The sequence below is a fragment of the Cobetia sp. LC6 genome, from assembly GCF_030264805.1.
Lineage (GTDB): Bacteria > Pseudomonadota > Gammaproteobacteria > Pseudomonadales > Halomonadaceae > Cobetia.
Genome location: NZ_JASSPL010000011.1, coordinates 91,881 through 109,726, shown reverse-complemented (window position 1 = coordinate 109,726; position 17,846 = coordinate 91,881). Strand labels below are relative to the sequence as shown.

Here is a 17,846-nt window from a genome sequence, read left to right as displayed (position 1 = left end):
ACACGCCATGTTCACTCGACTGCGTGAAGACATCGATAGCGTGTTTGCCCGTGATCCGGCGGCGCGCAACTTCTTTGAAGTCCTGACCAACTATCCGGGCCTGCATGCACTGGTGGCCCATCGCATCAATCACTGGCTATGGCGCCACAACGCCAAATGGCTGGCGCGCACCGGCTCGACCCTGATGCGCTGGTTGACCGGCATCGAGATCCACCCGGGCGCCACCATCGGTCGCCGCTTCTTCATCGACCACGGCATGGGCGTCGTGATCGGCGAGACTGCCCTGATCGGCGATGACGTGACCCTCTATCACGGCGTCACTCTCGGCGGCACCACCTGGAACGCCGGCAAGCGCCACCCGACCCTCGGCGACGGTGTCATCGTCGGTGCTGGCGCCAAGATTCTCGGCCCGTTCACCGTCGGTGCCGGCGCCAAGGTCGGCTCCAATGCCGTGGTCACGCGTGAAGTGCCTGCCGGTGCCACCGTCGTCGGCATTCCCGGCAAGATCGTCAAGCGCGCCGAGCCGGATGTGGCGGAGGAGCCGTCGGTCGACCCGGAAAGCCGCGAGGCCATGAAGGAGAAGTTCGGCTTTGACGCCTATGGCATGGGCCAGGACATGCCCGACCCGGTCGCGCGCTCCATGCATGCGATGCTCGATCACATGCATGCCGTGGACAAGCGCATCGAACAGATGTGCGGCACGCTGCGCAAGCTGGATGCCAGCTATCGCGCCGGGCGCCTGCCCGAGCTCGACGATGCCGACTTCGCCCAGCTGATCGATGAACTAGGGCCCTGCGGTGGCGAGACGGCCGTCGCTGACGTGGCCGCGGCCCAGGGCAGCACCTCGCCCAAGGCTCGGGCAGCCTCCAGTTCCGAGCAGACCTCGACCCAAGGGTCATCGACTGGGCACTCGCCGACCGAGCAGGCAAGCGATACTCAGGAACCCGCCGAACGTCAGCATGGCTAAAGTTGACCAATTCAGTCGGGATTGACCCCGCCAGACCACCCCACCATAATGGGGCGCATTGAGACGCCGTCTCGCCAGAGGCGGCGACTATGCCCGGCCTCGTCCTCAACGTCGCAGGCTCCATCTGCTCACGGACTCTGTCATGCGCCTGACCACCAAGGGACGCTACGCCGTCACCGCGATGCTCGATCTGGCCCTGCATGCCAGCTGCGGCCCGACCTGTCTGGCCGATATTTCCGAACGCCAAGGCATCTCGCTGTCGTATCTGGAGCAACTGTTTGCGCGTCTGCGGCGTGCAGGTCTGGTCAAGAGCGTGCGTGGTCCCGGTGGCGGTTATCTACTGGATACCGAACTCGAGACCACCTCGGTGGCGTGCATCATCGACGCCGTCAACGAGTCAGTTGATGCCACACGCTGTCAGGGAATGTCGGACTGTCAGGCCGGTGACACCTGCCTGACGCACCACCTGTGGTGTGATCTGTCCGACGAGATCCACGGCTTCCTCGACGGCATCAGCCTGGCCGACCTGGTCGCGCGCGAAGAGATTCGCCAGATCGCCAGTCGCCAGCGCAAGGCATGCGAGCCGACACCGATCACCGTCATGCAAGGCAGCTGAGCCACGTTTGCCAGGCTGAGCAGGCCAGGCGATGCTCGCCGCGCCCCGCCGCCCTCGAGATCGCCTTCATCACGTTCACCGTCATCACTGTCTGTCGTGTCTTCAGGAAGTCACCATGTCCCAGCCGATCTACCTTGACTATGCCGCCACCACGCCCGTCGACCCGCGCGTCGCCGAGCTGATGATGCGTCACCTGACGCAGGACGGCACCTTCGCCAACCCGGCCTCGCGCAGTCACATGCCGGGCTGGCTGGCCGAGCAGGCCGTCGAGGGTGCGCGTCGTCAGGTCGCCGATCTGATCGGTGCCGACCCGCGCGAGATCGTCTGGACCAGCGGTGCCACCGAAGCCGACAACCTGGCGCTGACCGGCTACATGCGTGCCAATGCCGCGCGCGGCCGCCATCTGATCACCTCGACCATCGAGCACAAGGCGATTCTGGATACCGCCAGTGCACTGGAAGCGGAAGGCTTCGAGGTCACGCGCATCGCCCCGCAGCCTGACGGGCGCATCAGCCCGGACAGCCTGCGCGACGCCCTACGCAGCGATACCATCCTGGTATCGCTGATGGCGGTGAACAACGAGCTGGGCAGCCTGAATGACCTGGAGGCGCTGGGCGACATCGCCCACTCGCATGGTGCGGCCTTCCATGTCGATGCCGCCCAGGCGCCCGGCAAGGTGCAGATCGATGTCAGCCGTCAGCCCATCGACCTGCTGTCGCTGTCCGCCCACAAGGCCTACGGCCCCAAGGGCATCGGTGCGCTGTACGTGCGTCGCCAGCCGCAGATCAAGGTCGATGCCCTGATCCACGGCGGTGGTCATGAGCGCGGCATGCGTTCCGGCACCCTGCCGACCCATCAGATCGTCGGCATGGGCGAGGCCTACCGTCTGAGCGCCGAGCAGTTCGACGCCGACCACCAGCACCTCGTCGCGCTGCGTGACCAGTTCGTCGCCGGGCTTGCCGGCCTTGAAGGCGTGCACTTCAATACCGATATAGAGGTCAGCGCGCCCAACATCGTCAATCTCGCCTTCGAGGGCGTGGATGGCGAGGCGATGCTGATGGCGCTGCGCGGCATCGCGATTTCCACCGGTTCGGCCTGCAATTCCGCCAGTGTCGAACCGTCGTTCGTCCTCACCGGCATCGGGGTGCCCCGTCCACTGGCGCTGGCGTCATTGCGCTTCAGCTTCGGACGTTTCACCACCGCCACCGACATTGAATCCGCGCTCGGCGAGATCAGGCATGCCCTGATCTCGCTGCGCGCCTGACCCGGGAGACTGCTCATGGCACACCTGTCGATTTCCCCCTCCGCCGCCGACCAGATCCGCGTCGTGCTGGCCGAGCGCGGCCACGGCCTTGGCCTGCGTGTCTCGGTCAAGCCCAGCGGCTGCTCCGGCTACAGCTACGTGCTCGACTTCGCCGACGAGGCCAACGAGGAAGACGCCGTCTTCGTCGATCACGGCGCCACCGTCTATGTCGACACCGAAGCCCTCACCGTGCTCGACGGCTCCGAAGTGGATTACGTCAAGGACGGCCTGAACCGCTACTTCCGCTTCAACAACCCCAACGTCAAGGACGAGTGTGGTTGTGGCGAGAGCTTCAGCGTGTAGACCAGGCTTCAGCGTCCAAGCCAGACCTCAACGTCTGAGCCGACCCTCAGCGCCTCGCCAGCCCATGCCGACGAGGCGCTTGCCATCTGCGCGTCATGCGACTCAGGCATGATGGATGCAGCCGGTGGCACTTGCCGCTATAATGCCGCCCACTTTTGTCGCGCGCATGCCGACAGAGCCCGTTTTCCGCCGTGCGGCATCTGCCGTGCGGCTCTTCAAAGCTTGTCTCAGGAGATTCACCATGACTCAGCGTACTCTGTCCATCATCAAGCCGGATGCCGTTGCCAAGAACGTGATCGGCGAAATCTACTCTCGCTTCGAGAAGGCCGGTCTGCAGATCGTCGCTTCCAAGATGGTTCACCTGTCCAAGGAACAGGCCGAAGGCTTCTACGCTGAGCACAGCGAACGTGGCTTCTTCGGTGAGCTGGTCGGCTTCATGACTTCCGGCCCGGTCATGATCCAGGTGCTGGAAGGCGAAGACGCCATCACCAAGAACCGCGACCTGATGGGCGCTACCAACCCGAAGGAAGCTGAAGCCGGCACCATCCGTGCAGACTTCGCCACTTCCATCGACGCCAACGCCGTTCACGGTTCTGACGCGCCGGAATCTGCCGCTCGCGAAATCGCCTACTTCTTCGGCGACAACGAAATCTGCCCGCGCGGTTGATTTCGCCTTGTACGACTGAGAAGCCCAGCCCTTCGGGGCACGCGTCTCTCTGCCGTGCATGACACGACGGCCCTGCCTGCGAGGCGGGGCCGTCGTGGTATCGGACGTGCTGAAGCGCCGCGCGACAGCATGCATCTCCTGAAGCAGATTCGACGCTTGAGCAGGTCCGATACGCTTTTCTGAAAGCCGCTGCAGCGCCCTCTCCCCACGCCATGTGACGCCCACGCGCACTGCGCTGATGACGAGAGCCTCTTGAGGTCTGCGAGCCATCGCCACCTCCGCTGACAGCGTCGCCCTGCAGACGTCTATCCTTTGTGAGGCGCCTGCCCATCCCTGACACGACCGGCCCATACCATGACTGATACCACTGCAACTGCCACCGATGCCGCGGCGCCTGCCGCCGTCAAGCTCACCAACCTGCTGGGCCTGCCGCGCCCGGCGATGGAAGCCTTCTTCGAGAGCATCGGCGAGAAGAAATTCCGTGCCACCCAGGTGATGAAATGGATTCACCAGGAAGGCGTCGACAGCTTCGACGAGATGACCAACCTGGCAAAGCCGCTGCGCGAGCGCCTCAAGCAGGTCGCCGAGATCCGTGCGCCGGGCATCGTCTATGAAGGCGAGTCCAAGGACGGGACCCGCAAGTGGGTATTGGAAGTCAGCGATGGCAGCTACGTCGAGACCGTGCTGATCCCCTCCGAGAACGGCAACCGTCGCACCCTGTGCGTGTCTTCCCAGGTCGGTTGCTCGCTGGACTGCAGCTTCTGCTCCACCGGCAAGCAGGGCTTCGAGCGTGACCTGACCGCCGCCGAGATCATCGGCCAGGTATGGGTCGCCACCCGTGGCGCCGAAGACCGCAAGGACACCCGCAAGCGTCCGGTCACCAACGTGGTGATGATGGGCATGGGCGAGCCGCTGATGAACTACGACAACGTCGTGCCGGCGATGAAGCTGATGCTGGATGACAACGCCTATGGCCTGTCCAAGCGTCGCGTCACCCTCTCCACCTCCGGTGTGGTGCCCAAGCTGGATCAGCTCGGTGACGAGATGGATGTCAGCCTGGCGATCTCGCTGCACGCGGCCAACGATGAACTGCGCAACGTGCTGGTGCCGATCAACCGCAAGTGGAACATTCGCGCGCTGCTCGACTCCTGCCATCGCTACCTGGCCAAGTGTGACGACGCACGTATCGTCACCATCGAGTACACCCTGATCAAGGACGTCAACGACCAGATCAAGCACGCCGAGGAACTGGCCGCGCTGCTCGACGAGCTGCCGTGCAAGATCAACCTGATCCCGTTCAACCCGTTCCCGCATTCCGGTTACGAGAAGCCGTCACGCAACCAGGTGATGCGCTTCCAGCAGCGTCTCTATGAGCTGGGCTATACCGCACCGGTGCGCGCGACGCGTGGCGATGACATCGACGCCGCCTGTGGCCAGCTGGTCGGTCAGGTCAAGGATCGCACCCGTCGCGCCGAGCGTTACATCAACGCCATCCAGCTCGACGCCGACTGAGCGGCTGCCAGCCCTGATCTGACGCTATCGCCATGGCCATGCGCCGCCCTGCCACCTTGACTTGTGGCAGGTGCGGCGCTTTGATGGGGGCGCTTTTGTTGCCTGCCGCGACCCTCGCCCGCAGGCACATCATGAGCCTTCATTCACGCGAGGATTGCATGCCGAGTCGTCTGCCCCGTCATCGCACCAATGAGCATGACCCTGTCGCGCATGACACTGCCGCACAGGGCCCCTGTCAGCATGATTCCCACACCCGCTCCGCTGCTCGCGGCATCACTCGCCGCACCAGAGCCCTGCTGCTGTGCCTCGGGCTTGCCGGCCTGACCCTCGCAGGCTGCGCGACACGCGTGGAAACCAACGACCCCTACGCTCCGCCGGATGACAACAAGGCCTCGAATGCCTACGTGGAACTCGGAGAGGCCTATCTGGGTCGTAATCAGCTGCAACGCGCCGACAGCGCCTTCCAGAAGGCACTCAAGCTGCAGAGCAACAATGCCGAGGCCAAGGCCGGACTGGCGATGATCTACCAGCGCCAGGGTGAGAATGTGCTCGCCGATGACTATTTCAATCAGGCCATTTCCAGCGATCCGTCCTTTACCCGTGCGCGCAACAACTACGCGGCCTTTCTCTATTCTCGCGGTGAATACGTCGAGGCCTGTCGGCAGCTCGAGATCGCGGCAGAAGACCTGACCTACGACAACCGTGGCCAGCTCTATACCAATCTGGGGCGCTGTCAGTTGCAGCTGGGCAAGACCAGCGAGGCCGCGAAGAGTTTCGAACGCGCCGTCAAGATCAACCCGCGTGAGTCAGAGGCCTGGTTGGCGGTGGCACGCATGTCGCATGACGCCGGCGACAATGACGCCGCCCAGTCGGCGCTGAGCCGCTACTTCCGCCTGGCAGGCACCGATAGCGACAGTCTCGCCCTGGCCGTCGATGTGGCCACCGCACGCGGCGACAGCCGTCTGGCAGATCTCTACAGCCGTCAGCTCGAGCAGGTCCTGACACGGGAATCCGGTCGCGCGGTGATTCGCACTCCCTGAGCCAGGCGCAATGACCCCGCTGATGGCGCCACCTCGTGGGCGGGGTCGCTGCAAGCAGGACCGAGAAGACCGAAATGCCGGTGAAAATCTCGGCGCGGGCTTGGTATAGTGCCGACGCGGACGAACATGTGTTCGTGCGCGTCGATTGGCATGGGGGTCATCGCTTTTCACGCTGCTCACTCGCACGATGACCGACGAGTCGTGCAGCACCCGGCCAATCGCGCGATAGCATCAGTCAGCATGCTCCAGCGTCAGTATCAGGAGCAGTTCCCGCAGTACCGGAAGAGCGCCCGGATGTGCGTTCGGTAGTCAGTTTTTCCTTACAAGGATGCGCCATGAGCGAACATCAACCCGCCCCTGATCAGCACGCCAGTGATTCACTGCCTGGCACGCGCCTCAAGCTGGAGCGCGAGCATCAGGGGTTGTCGCGTGATGAGGTGGCGACACAGCTCAACCTGCGCCCCAGCCTGGTCGATGATCTGGAACGCGACCACTACGACCAGATTCCCATTGCCGCGTATCGTCGCGGCTATCTGCGTGCCTATGCCCGTCTGCTGGGCATGGACGAGAAAGCGATCGTCGGGCAGTACAATGCCCAGTTCGGCACTACCGAAGCCGAGCGCTACACTCCCAGCTCCACACCGTCGGTGCGCCCGCCGGGCAAGATGGGCAAGTACCTGTTCCGCCTCGTCAGCCTGCTGGTCATCGCTGGCCTGATCGGCCTCAGCTACGTGTGGTGGCAGAGTGGCGATTATGGCCGCACCTCGCCGGCCGAAACCTCCGCCCTCGAAGGTGGCAGCGATGCGGACAACGACGCACCGGTCGTGAACGCCGATGGCTCCATCGAGCTTTCGCTCTCGCAGTCCTCTGCCAGTGAAACGGCGCCGCCCTCCACTGCTACCGGTGATGCATCTGCCGTCGAGGCAGCAGCCTCGTCCGAGGCCACAGCGCAGAGTGCTGACGCGCTCGATACGAGCGCAACTGCCGCCGCGCCGGGCGCTGCAGAGGCTGGCACGTCAGCATCTGGCGCTGCCACCGATAGCGCCGCTGACGCCGATGCCAGTGCCGCCTCCTCACAAGAGAGCGCAGCAGAGGACGCTGCACCGGCGGCAGACCCGCGCAAGCTCGAATTGACGTTCAACATCAATTCCTGGACCGACATCCGTGATGCCGATGGCAAGCGCCTGCTGCGCGGCAGCAACGAGGCCGGCACCAGCACGACGCTGGAGGGCAAGCCGCCCTTCACGCTGACCATCGGCAATGCCTCTGGCGTCGAATTGCGTTACATGAATGAAGCGGTCGACCTCACGCGCGTGACGCGCGGCAGTGTCGCCAAACTTACCCTCGGTGAATGATCCGGAATCCCATGCATAGTCACTCCCCCATCAAGCGCCGCGTCTCGCGCAAGATTCATGTCGGCAATGTGGCCGTCGGCGGCGATGCACCGATTTCCGTGCAGAGCATGACCAACACCGATACCAACGATGTCGCCGCCACCGTCGCGCAGATCAAGCGCCTCGAGGATGCCGGTGCCGATATCGTGCGTGTCAGCGTGCCGGACATGGATGCCGCCGAAGCCTTTGGTCGCATCAAGCAGCAGAGCAACATTCCGCTGGTGGCCGATATCCACTTCGATTACAAGATCGCCCTGCGTGTGGCGGAACTTGGCGTCGACTGCCTGCGCATCAACCCGGGCAACATCGGTCGTGAAGACCGCGTGCGTGCCGTGGTCAGCGCCGCACGCGACAACGGCATCCCGATCCGCATCGGCGTCAATGCAGGCTCCCTGGAAAAGGACCTGCAGAAGAAATACGGCGAACCGACACCGGCGGCGCTGGTCGAATCTGCCATGCGTCACATCGACCATCTGGACCGCCTCGACTTCCAGGACTTCAAGGTCAGCGTCAAGGCCAGCGACGTGTTCATGGCCGTCGCCGCCTATCGTGACCTGGCGGCGCGCATCGAACAGCCGCTGCACCTGGGCATCACCGAAGCCGGCGGCCTGCGCTCGGGCACCGTCAAATCTTCCATCGGCCTGGGTATGCTGCTGATGGATGGCATCGGTGACACCATCCGCGTGTCACTGGCAGCGGACCCGGTCGAGGAGATCAAGGTCGGCTTCGACATGCTCAAGAGCCTCAAGCTGCGCGCCAAGGGCATCAACTTCATTGCCTGTCCCAGCTGCTCGCGTCAGAATTTCGACGTCATCAAGACCATGAACGAACTGGAGACACGTCTTGAAGACGTGATGACGCCGCTGAACGTCTCGGTCATCGGCTGTGTCGTCAATGGCCCCGGCGAAGCCAAGGAGACCGATGTCGGCCTGACCGGCGGCAGCCCCGCCAATCTGGTCTACCTGGACGGCAAGCCGGCCAGCAAGTTGACCAATGACACCCTGGTTGACGATCTTGAGCGACTCATCCGTGACAAGGTCGCGGAAAAAGAGGCCCGTGAGGCCGACACCATCATTCGCCAGAGCTGAGCTTGTCTCGGCTGGCTTGCGCGTCGAGAGTGACGCGCCTTCGTCTCCCCACCCGCCTGCATGACGTCATGCGAGCGCCGTGGGGAGACGCGCAAGAATTCAGGAGAGAACGTTGAGTACCAAGATCCAGGCCATTCGTGGCATGAACGACCTGCTGCCGGACCAGTCACCGGTATGGCAATACTTCGAGCACCAGGTAGAAGCGCTGATGGGCCAATACGGCTATCGCGAGATCCGCACCCCCATCGTCGAGCAGACCGCGCTGTTCAAGCGCTCCATCGGCGAAGTCACCGACATCGTCGAGAAGGAGATGTATACCTTCGACGACCGTAACGGCGACAGCCTGACCCTGCGTCCGGAAGGCACCGCCAGCTGCGTGCGCATGGCGATGGAGAATGGCCTGGTCCACAACCAGATCCAGCGTCTGTGGTATACCGGCCCGATGTTCCGCCACGAGCGCCCGCAGAAGGGCCGTTATCGTCAGTTCCATCAGGTGGGCGTCGAAGCCTACGGCATGGAAGGTCCGGACATCGATGCCGAGATGATCCTGATCTCCGCGCGTCTGTGGCGTCAGCTGGGCCTGCTGGAGCACGTCACGCTCGAGCTCAACTCGCTGGGTAGCCTCGAGGCGCGTGCCGCCTACCGTGATCTGCTGGTCGAATACTTCGAACAGCACCTGGATGTCCTCGACGAAGACTCCAAGCGTCGTCTGCACAGCAACCCGCTGCGCATCCTCGACACCAAGAACCCGGACATGGCCGCCGTCGTCGACGCCGCACCGCGTCTGGGGGATCACCTGGATGAAGAATCCCGCGTGCACTTCGAGGGCCTCAAGGCACGTCTCGATGCCGCCGGCATCGAGTACGTCATCAACCCGCGCCTGGTGCGTGGCCTCGATTACTACTCGCGCAGTGTGTTCGAATGGACCACCACCGCACTGGGCAGCCAGGGCACCGTGTGTGCCGGCGGCCGCTACGACAGCCTGTTCGAACAGCTCGGCGGCAAGCCGGTGCCGGCGGTCGGCTTCGCGATGGGCGTCGAACGCCTCATCCTGTTGCTCGAGACACTGGAACTGGTACCGCAGGACGTCCGCGAGACCGTCGATGTCTACATGATGTCGATGGGCGAGCAGGCCGAAAGCGAAGCCATGCGTCTGGCCGAAGAGCTGCGCACCGCCCTGCCCAACCTGCGCCTGGTGCTGCATTGCGGTGGCGGCAGCTTCAAGAGTCAGATGAAGAAGGCCGACAAGAGCGGTGCACGCATCGCGCTGATTCTTGGTGAGAATGAAGTCATCGAAGGCACGGTGGCGCTCAAGTTCCTGCGCGAGGAACGCGACCAGGAAACGCTGAACCAGCGTGCGCTGGGCGAACGTCTCGACAGCGTCTTCGGCGCCTGAGACTGCCAATGAATATCGGGCGGAGAGCCAGCTCTCCGCCTCTCGAATGCAAGTGCCGGCATGCCGGCCAGGTCAAGGAGACCGCCCGTGGCGGAAGAGCTCAGAAGCGAAGAAGAACAGCTTGAAGCCATCAAGCGTTGGTGGAGCGAGAACGGCAAGTCACTGATTGCCGGTGTCGTACTGGCCGGCGCCGGTGTCTTTGCCTTCAAGGCCTGGCAGAACTACGAAGCCAGCCAGTCCGAAGCGGCCTCCGTGCGTTACCAGCAACTGATCAGCCTCGTCAGCCAGCCCAAGCTGGAAGACGCCGGTGTCAAGCAGGCGCGTACGTTGATCGGCGAACTGGAAAGCGAGCACGGCGACAGCCTCTACACCCAGATGGCGCACCTGCTGGATGCCAGCATGTCGGTCAAGGCCAACGATCTCGATGCAGCCGCCACGGCGCTGCAGAGCGTGATCGACAACAGCGATGACAGCTATCTGCAGGGGCTGGCCAGCCTGCGTCTGGCGCGAATCAACGTCGAGCGCGGCGACAACGACGCGGCACTCGCCCTGCTCAAGAGCCCGCCGGCGCCGCTGGCAGCGCAGGCGGCTGCGGTGCGTGGCGATGCCCTGGCCGCACAGGACAAGCGTGATGAGGCCATCGCCGCTTATCAGCAGGCCAGCGCCTTGTCGCAGGAAAGTGGTCAGCCGGTCTACGGTCTCGACCTGAAACTCGCCGATCTGGCTGCGGAGTCTTCTTCATGAGCGTCACTCGTCGTCTGAGCGTACCGGCCTCGCTGCTGGCCGTGAGTCTGCTGGCCGGTTGCGCCAGCAGTGCCCAACCGGAATATGCGCCCAAGGAGCTGGTCGATTTCGATCGCCAGGTCGCGCTGGATTCCGTCTGGAGCGAATCGGTCGGCAATGGCCTTGGCCGTGCCCACTATCCGTTGTCCCCGATCTTCGCCAACGACAGGCTGTTCGTCGGTGCCGAAGGCGGTGAACTGGAAGCCCTCGCCGCCGACAGTGGCGACGACATCTGGCAGACACGGTTGCCGGCTGGCATCACCAGCGCACTGAATGCCGATGCCTCCCGCCTGTACGTCGGTACGCGCGATGGCAAGGTCAGCGCCGTCAGCCAGGAAGATGGCAGCATCGAGTGGAGCACGCGTGTCTCCAGTGAAGTGCTGGCCGCGCCGCAGTACAACGACGAGCTGGTCGTGGTGCAGAGCGTCGATGGCACCGTGACCGCGCTTGATCGCTTCACCGGCGAAGAGCAGTGGGCCTATTCGGCCACGATTCCGGCTCTGACGCTGCGTGGCACCGGCGCACCGCGCGTCATCCAGCCGGTCACCTTCGCGGGCTTCGCCAACGGCAAGCTGGTCACGCTCGACAATCGCTCAGGTCAGGAACTGTGGGACCTGCGCGTTGCCGTGCCGGCCGGGCGTACCGAGGTGGACCAGCTGGTCGATCTCGATGGCCAGCCGGTGCTGACCCAGGATGGCCGCCTGTTCGTCACCAGCTACAACGGTCGCCTGATCGCGCTGGACGCTCGCAACGGCGAGCCGCTGTGGGACAAGCCGTCCTCCAGCTATCTGACGCCCATCGTGGTCGGCGATTACCTGTTCAGCATCGACAACGCCAGCCATGTGCTGGCGATGGATGCCAACACGGGCAACGTGCTGTGGAAGTCCGAAGACCTGGAAGGCCGCTGGCTGACCTCTCCGGCCTTCGTCGATGGCAAGCTGGTGGTCGGTGACTACGAAGGCTATGTGCACCTGATCGACGCCCAGAGCGGCGAGATGGCCGGCCGCTATGACGTGGGGGGCGATGGCATCAGTATCACCCCGCTGACCGAAGGCAAGCGCATCTATGTCTACACCAACGATGGAGAGCTGACGGCGCTGGACCTCGAAGCCCCGTAAGCCACTGATCGAGCGCGCACGTCAGCCTGCCCCGCAATCTGACATGCGCCTCGTTCAGCCCTCGTCACGACAACGGCAGCCACCTGGCTGCCGTTGTCGTAATGCGCCATTGGTAGCAACTCCCTGTCAATGCTAGAATGCTGCCCCCGCTGATCAGGCCTGCCGCACCACGCAGCCAATGATTCAGCCACGAGATATTTCCGCCGACAGTGCTGACCCCCTGTCGGCGGACCATACTGGATGCATGCGACGCCTGCGTCGTCATCCAGTGCCCCAAGTCCGATATCATCGCTATCGCCCTGCCTGCACAAGGTGCTTTCCAGCCATCATGGTTCGAAGCAGACCGTACGGGGCCGGCATCGATGCTATCCCTGCGAATGCTGTGAGATTCCATGAACCCCGTGATCGCCCTGGTCGGCCGCCCGAATGTCGGCAAGTCGACGCTATTCAATCGCCTCACCAAGACCCGTGATGCTCTGGTCGCCGATTTCCCCGGCCTGACCCGTGACCGCAAGTACGGCACCGGCAAGGTCGGCGGCAAGCCCTACACCGTCATCGACACCGGCGGCATCAGCGGTGACGAGGAAGGCATCGATCTGATGATGGCCGGCCAGTCCCTGGCCGCCATCGACGAAGCCGACATCGTGCTGTTCATGGTCGATGCGCGCGCCGGTCTGAACATGGCGGATGAGGCCATCGCCAATCACCTGCGCGTCAACCAGAAGAAGACCTGGCTGGTGGTCAACAAGACCGACGGCATGGACGAGGAGATCGGCAAGTCCGACTTCTGGACCCTGGGTCTGGGTGACCCGCGCGCCATCGCCGCCGAGCATGGTCGCAACGTCACCACGCTGCTGGAAGAGGTGCTCTCGCCCTACCCCGAAGTCGAGGAAGGCGAAGACGAGGACCTGCACCCGGAACTGGATGATCGCGGCGTGCGCATCGGCATCATCGGTCGCCCGAACGTCGGCAAGTCGACGTTGGTCAATCGCCTGCTGGGCGAAGAGCGCGTGGTCGTCTATGACCAGGCCGGTACCACCACCGACGCGGTGGAGATTCCCTTCGAGCGTCGTGGCAAGCCTTACCTGCTGGTCGACACCGCCGGGATCCGTCGTCGCAAGAACGTGCGCGAAGTGGTGGAGAAGTTCTCCATCATCAAGACACTGGAAGCGATCAAGAAGTGCAACGTCGCCGTGATGGTGCTCGATGCCCGCCAAGGGCTGGTCGAGCAGGACCTGCACCTGCTGGACTTCGTGCTGACCAGCGGCCGCGCGCTGGTGCTGGTGGTCAACAAATGGGATGGCCTGGAAAGCGAAGCCAAGGAGAAGATGCGCTCCGAGATCAAGCGTCGTCTGGGCTTTGCCGACTACGCTGACCTGCACTTCATCTCCGCACTGCACGGCACTGCGGTGGGTGACCTCTACCCGTCCATCGACCGCGCCTTCGAAAGCGCCGTGGCCCGCTGGTCGACCAAGCGTCTGACCACCCTGCTGCAGGACGCCACCCAGGCGCACCAGCCGCCGATGGTCAATGGCCGTCGCATCAAGCTTCGCATGGCTCACCAGGGTGGCGCCAATCCGCCGCTGATCGTGGTGCACGGCAACCAGACCAACCGTCTGCCGGAAGCCTACAAGCGCTACCTGACCAACACCTTCCGCAAGGTGCTCAAGGTCAAGGGTACGCCGATGCGTTTCGAGTTCCGCTCCGGCGATAACCCTTTCGATGGTGCCCAGGGTGCTGACGACCGCGAGCGCGCGAAGGAGCGTTCACTGGCGCGTACCAAGGAAGCTCGCAAGGAGCGCAAGCAGCGCCGTTGATGGCGTGAACTGCGCCTGTGGGTGATGGCAGGCCAGCGGATCCGATCCGCCAGCCTGCCCCATGAAAAAGCCGCCCCTGCAGTCATCTGCAGGGGCGGCTTTTTCATGTCGCGAGCACTGATGTTTCAAGCATCTCAAGCGCCGCAATCATCTCACGGGCGTCAAGCACCAGGCTCACGCCTCCAGCGTCTTCTGCCCCGCCCACAGATTGGCGAACTGCCAGGCGGCGCGCCCGCTACGCACCCCGCGCTGGGTAGCGTAGCGCAGCGCCTCGCCACGCGCCGCCTCATCGAAGCTGCCCGCACCGAGACGCCATTCCACCCAATGCTGACAGGTCTCCAGATAGGCATCCTGATTGAAGGGGTGGAAGGCCAGCCACAGGCCGAAGCGGTCCGACAGCGAGATCTTCTCTTCCACCGCATCGCCATGATGCAGCTCGCCATCGACGATGTGGGTGGCCTGGTTGTCGCTCATGTGCTCCGGCAGCAGATGACGACGGTTGGAGGTGGCATATAGCAGCACATTCTCCGGCGGGCCGGTCAGAGTGCCATCCAGTACACTCTTGAGCGCCTTGTAGGCGTCATCACTGCCCTCGAAGGACAGGTCATCACAGTAGACGATGAAGCGATGCGGCTGCTGAGCCAGCTCGGCGACCAGCGCCGGCAGTGCCGGCAGGTCGTGGCGATCGATCTGGATCAGACGCAGCCCCTCACGACCCAGGGTATTGAGCAGTGCGCGGACCAGCGATGACTTGCCGGTACCACGCGCACCCCACAGCAGCGCGTGGTTGGCCGGCTTGCCCGCAAGGAAGGCGCGAGTGTTGGCCAGCAGCTCACGCTTCTGGCGTGCGATGCCGAGCAGATCCTCAAGTGTCAGGGCGTCACGCGGCGCGATCGGCGTCAGGCGCCCTCCCAGCGGGTGCCGAGTCCACAAGGCGGCGACATCGCGTGTCCAGTCCACTTCGACAGCCGTCGGCGGCAGCATCGGTTCGAGTCGGTCCAGCAGATGCGAGAGGCGGCGTTCAAACTCTGGCGACATGATGATTCCCTGTCAGATACATGGGGTCCGGGCCGTGGCAGGCCCATCAGATCACGCCCAGTATCTCATGCCCGGCGGAGCCGTCTGGCCCGACGTTGCTGTGATCTCAGCAACGTATCATTTCGCTGACTGCACCATTGCGTCTATCCGGTTATGCTGTCTGCACGTTTCTTGCACGTTCAGCGTCGCCCTGCCGTGCGCTTGAAGATTGTCACGTCATCTAGCCAGGAGGCCCCAATGCCAGGATTGCTCGATCTCTCATCTCCCCGCGCCCTGCGTCGTCTGCTCCCGTTGGCGGCCCTTGCGGCGTCCGTCGCCCTGAGTGCCTGCGCCAGCTCTCCGCTGGGCCGCAGCCAGCTGACCCTCTACTCGGATCAGGAACTGGAGAAGATGGGGGAAGCCAGCTTCAGCAAGTACCAGCAGGAGCTGCCGGTGGTGGAAGGTCGTCAGGATGCCTACGTCAGCTGCGTGGCGGATGCGGTGACCGCCAAGGTGCCTGCCAGCTATGGCATCAGCGGCTGGCAGGTCAAGGTATTCGAGGACGAGTCCGCCAATGCCTTCGCGCTGCCGGGCGGCTATATCGGCGTCAACACCGGGTTGCTTGAGGTCGCCGAGAATCAGGACCAGCTGGCGACCGTCATCGGCCACGAGATCGCCCACGTGCTGGCGCGCCACGCCAACGAGCGCGTCTCGACCCAATCGCTGACCTCCGCCGGGTTGTCACTGACCCAGGCACTGGCAGGCCTCGAAGGCACCGGTGGCGATCAGCTCATGGGCCTGCTGGGCATGGGCGCGGAATACGGCGTGCTCAAGCCGTTCTCACGCTCCCACGAGTCCGAAGCCGACCTGCTGGGACTCGACCTGATGGCTGAAGCCGGCTTCGACCCGCGCGCCAGTATCAAGCTGTGGGCCAACATGAACGCTGCCGGTGGCGCGCAGCCCCCGGTGTGGATGTCGACGCACCCCAGCGATGAGCAGCGCATGGCGGCCCTCAACGAGCGCCTCGAGACCGCTCTGCCGACCTATCAGCAGGCCCGCGCCGCCGGCGAGAAACCCGACTGCAATCGACTGCGCTGAATCCACCTGTATGGTGTGGCTTGATCAGTCTCAGGTGTCAGTCTCAGGTAACACCCACTCGCGCGGCCCCCTGAAGAACCCGGGGCTGCGCGAGCGGCGGCAGTTTCCATCCAGCTGCCCCCCCCCTTGCTTGTTGGCTGATCTTCCCCGTCTCTCCTTGGCCAGTTGCCCCTGGCAGCCTCTCCCCTGGCTGGCTCACGCTACCCGCTCTCTGAACTATCGACCTGACTTCCCGAATGTAAAAAGAAGCCGTCAAATGTGTCGATATCCGCGAATCATGTAACCGCATTGCTAATCTGGAATCACCTGCTCGCCTGCGCACTGCTCATGCAGACACTTCAAGCGCAACGGAGCGAGCGTATTCCCGACACTCGCTTGAGGATGCCTTACATGACTCGACACGCACTCATCATTGACGACGACCCGGATTTTCGTGAACTCATCAGCGGGCTGCTTTCCGCCCATGGTTTCGACTGCACGCAAAGCGAAGGGCTGCAGGACATCGCCTGCAACCCCGCCTGTCTGGAGACGGACCTCATCCTGGTGGACTACGAACTGGGCGACTTCACCGGAGATGATGTGCTCGGCTATCTACGCGAACGCAATGTCGAGGCGGGCATCATTCTGATGAGCGCCTGTCACAACGACGACATGCAAGCGATGGTCGCCAGGGGCAAGCGCAGCGGTCTGGAGATGCTGGGCCAACTCGGCAAACCCTTCGACATCATGCATCTGGCCTCTCTGCTGGCAGAGCTAGACAAGCAACGCAATCCGCTGACACTTGATGAGCTGGATGATGCTCTGACCGAGCGCCAGCTTCACCTCGTCTACCAGCCCAAGATCGACCTCGCCAGCGGCCGGCTCAGCGGCGCGGAGGCTCTCGTGCGCTGGCAGCATCCTCTACGCGGCATGGTCATGCCTAACCAGTTCATTGCCCTGGCGGAGCGCAGCAACCGTATCGAGGCCCTCACCTGGCAGGTCATCGAGCATGGCTTCCGCCAGCAGGGCCAATGGCAGTCCCAGGGGCTTCACCTTGATCTCGCTCTCAACCTGTCACCGCAGCTGCTGCGCACCCGTGACATGCTGAAGACGCTGGACGCCCTGGCCAGTCAGCATCATGTCGATCCGCACTCCATCACGCTGGAACTCACGGAGAGCTGCGGGATCGACTGCCTCACCTATGCTCGTCACCTGCTGAATGCCATTCGCGAGCGCGGCTATCGCCTGGCGCTGGATGACTTCGGCACCGGTTTCTCCTCGATGATGCAGCTCTACAACCTGCCATTCGACGAGCTGAAGATCGACCAATGCTTCGTCGGGCGCAGCGACAGCCACCCGGAAGCGCGCGCCATCACCCGTACCATCGTCGAACTGGGTCAGCGCCTGAATCTCGCAGTGGTCGGTGAAGGCATCGAGACCGCGGAACAACGCGATTACCTCTGCGATACCCGCTGCAATATCGGCCAAGGCTATCTGTTCGCGCGCCCCATGCCCGTCACCGATTTCAATGCCTGGAGTCGCTGCCCGCCCAGCGCTGTCAATGCACTCAGCCAACGCCACGCCTCCGCCGTCCACTGAGGGAGCTGACATCCCCCGCAACACAAGACAGTCAGCGGAAATACCGCAACTCCTTCACTACACAGACGCCACCCATGTCACCATGGGTGGCGTCTGTGTAGTGAGGGCCAGGATGAAGAGAACGAGTGAAGGCGGGAACGGGAGAACAA

Annotated in this window: 16 protein-coding genes; 15 read left to right on the top strand and 1 reads right to left on the bottom strand. The window is 63.5% G+C overall.

Annotation, left to right across the window (positions count from 1 at the left end; genetic code table 11):
* The first annotated feature begins 7 nt into the window (after positions 1-7).
* From cysE to der, 13 genes are all read left to right on the top strand, one after another.
* Positions 8-967, top strand: coding sequence for a serine O-acetyltransferase (gene cysE, locus QQF40_RS13360; RefSeq protein WP_285461619.1), 960 nt, complete (start codon positions 8-10; stop codon positions 965-967).
* A gap of 142 nt (positions 968-1,109) precedes the next feature.
* Positions 1,110-1,583 carry a Fe-S cluster assembly transcriptional regulator IscR gene (gene iscR / locus QQF40_RS13355; protein WP_175089144.1) on the top strand — a complete coding sequence of 158 codons (474 nt, stop codon included), beginning with the start codon at positions 1,110-1,112 and terminating at the stop codon, positions 1,581-1,583.
* A 115-nt stretch (positions 1,584-1,698) separates the two neighbouring features.
* Entirely contained in the window at positions 1,699-2,847 is a 1,149-nt protein-coding gene (locus tag QQF40_RS13350; RefSeq protein WP_285461618.1) for an aminotransferase class V-fold PLP-dependent enzyme, read from the top strand.
* A 15-nt stretch (positions 2,848-2,862) separates the two neighbouring features.
* A complete protein-coding gene (locus QQF40_RS13345) occupies positions 2,863-3,189 on the top strand; it encodes a HesB/IscA family protein (RefSeq protein WP_166020123.1) in 327 nt (108 codons plus the stop codon).
* Positions 3,190-3,430: 241 nt separating this feature from the next.
* Positions 3,431-3,856, top strand: coding sequence for a nucleoside-diphosphate kinase (gene ndk / locus QQF40_RS13340; RefSeq protein ID WP_043333812.1), 426 nt, complete (start codon positions 3,431-3,433; stop codon positions 3,854-3,856).
* 354 nt (positions 3,857-4,210) lie between these two features.
* A complete protein-coding gene (gene rlmN, locus QQF40_RS13335) occupies positions 4,211-5,368 on the top strand; it encodes a dual-specificity RNA methyltransferase RlmN (RefSeq protein ID WP_175089142.1) in 1,158 nt (385 codons plus the stop codon).
* A 131-nt stretch (positions 5,369-5,499) separates the two neighbouring features.
* Positions 5,500-6,408 carry a type IV pilus biogenesis/stability protein PilW gene (gene pilW, locus QQF40_RS13330; RefSeq protein ID WP_285461617.1) on the top strand — a complete coding sequence of 303 codons (909 nt, stop codon included), beginning with the start codon at positions 5,500-5,502 and terminating at the stop codon, positions 6,406-6,408.
* Between the two features lie 335 nt (positions 6,409-6,743).
* A complete protein-coding gene (locus tag QQF40_RS13325) occupies positions 6,744-7,763 on the top strand; it encodes a RodZ domain-containing protein (protein ID WP_285461616.1) in 1,020 nt (339 codons plus the stop codon).
* An 11-nt stretch (positions 7,764-7,774) separates the two neighbouring features.
* Complete coding sequence (gene ispG, locus QQF40_RS13320) at positions 7,775-8,890, top strand: flavodoxin-dependent (E)-4-hydroxy-3-methylbut-2-enyl-diphosphate synthase (protein WP_043333809.1); 1,116 nt, start codon at positions 7,775-7,777, stop codon at positions 8,888-8,890.
* A gap of 112 nt (positions 8,891-9,002) precedes the next feature.
* Positions 9,003-10,286 carry a histidine--tRNA ligase gene (hisS, locus tag QQF40_RS13315; RefSeq protein ID WP_285461615.1) on the top strand — a complete coding sequence of 428 codons (1,284 nt, stop codon included), beginning with the start codon at positions 9,003-9,005 and terminating at the stop codon, positions 10,284-10,286.
* Positions 10,287-10,373: 87 nt separating this feature from the next.
* A complete protein-coding gene (locus tag QQF40_RS13310) occupies positions 10,374-11,030 on the top strand; it encodes a YfgM family protein (RefSeq protein WP_233593351.1) in 657 nt (218 codons plus the stop codon).
* Positions 11,027-12,187 carry an outer membrane protein assembly factor BamB gene (gene bamB / locus QQF40_RS13305; RefSeq protein ID WP_175089137.1) on the top strand — a complete coding sequence of 387 codons (1,161 nt, stop codon included), beginning with the start codon at positions 11,027-11,029 and terminating at the stop codon, positions 12,185-12,187. The genes QQF40_RS13310 and bamB overlap by 4 nt, the downstream gene beginning before the upstream one ends.
* A gap of 392 nt (positions 12,188-12,579) precedes the next feature.
* On the top strand, positions 12,580-14,004 hold the full coding sequence (gene der, locus QQF40_RS13300) for a ribosome biogenesis GTPase Der (RefSeq protein ID WP_043333806.1): 1,425 nt from the start codon (positions 12,580-12,582) through the stop codon (positions 14,002-14,004).
* Between the two features lie 174 nt (positions 14,005-14,178).
* Here the strand turns inward: der and QQF40_RS13295 are convergent, their stop codons facing one another.
* Positions 14,179-15,042 carry an ATP-binding protein gene (locus QQF40_RS13295; RefSeq protein ID WP_043333805.1) on the bottom strand — a complete coding sequence of 288 codons (864 nt, stop codon included), beginning with the start codon at positions 15,040-15,042 and terminating at the stop codon, positions 14,179-14,181.
* Positions 15,043-15,279: 237 nt separating this feature from the next.
* Here QQF40_RS13295 and QQF40_RS13290 point away from each other — a divergent pair, with 237 nt between their 5' ends.
* Both QQF40_RS13290 and QQF40_RS13285 read left to right on the top strand, forming a co-directional pair.
* Positions 15,280-16,119: a M48 family metallopeptidase gene (locus tag QQF40_RS13290; protein ID WP_175089135.1), complete on the top strand. Its 840-nt coding sequence runs from the start codon at positions 15,280-15,282 to the stop codon at positions 16,117-16,119.
* A gap of 390 nt (positions 16,120-16,509) precedes the next feature.
* Positions 16,510-17,697: an EAL domain-containing response regulator gene (locus tag QQF40_RS13285; RefSeq protein ID WP_285461614.1), complete on the top strand. Its 1,188-nt coding sequence runs from the start codon at positions 16,510-16,512 to the stop codon at positions 17,695-17,697.
* Positions 17,698-17,846 lie beyond the last annotated feature (149 nt).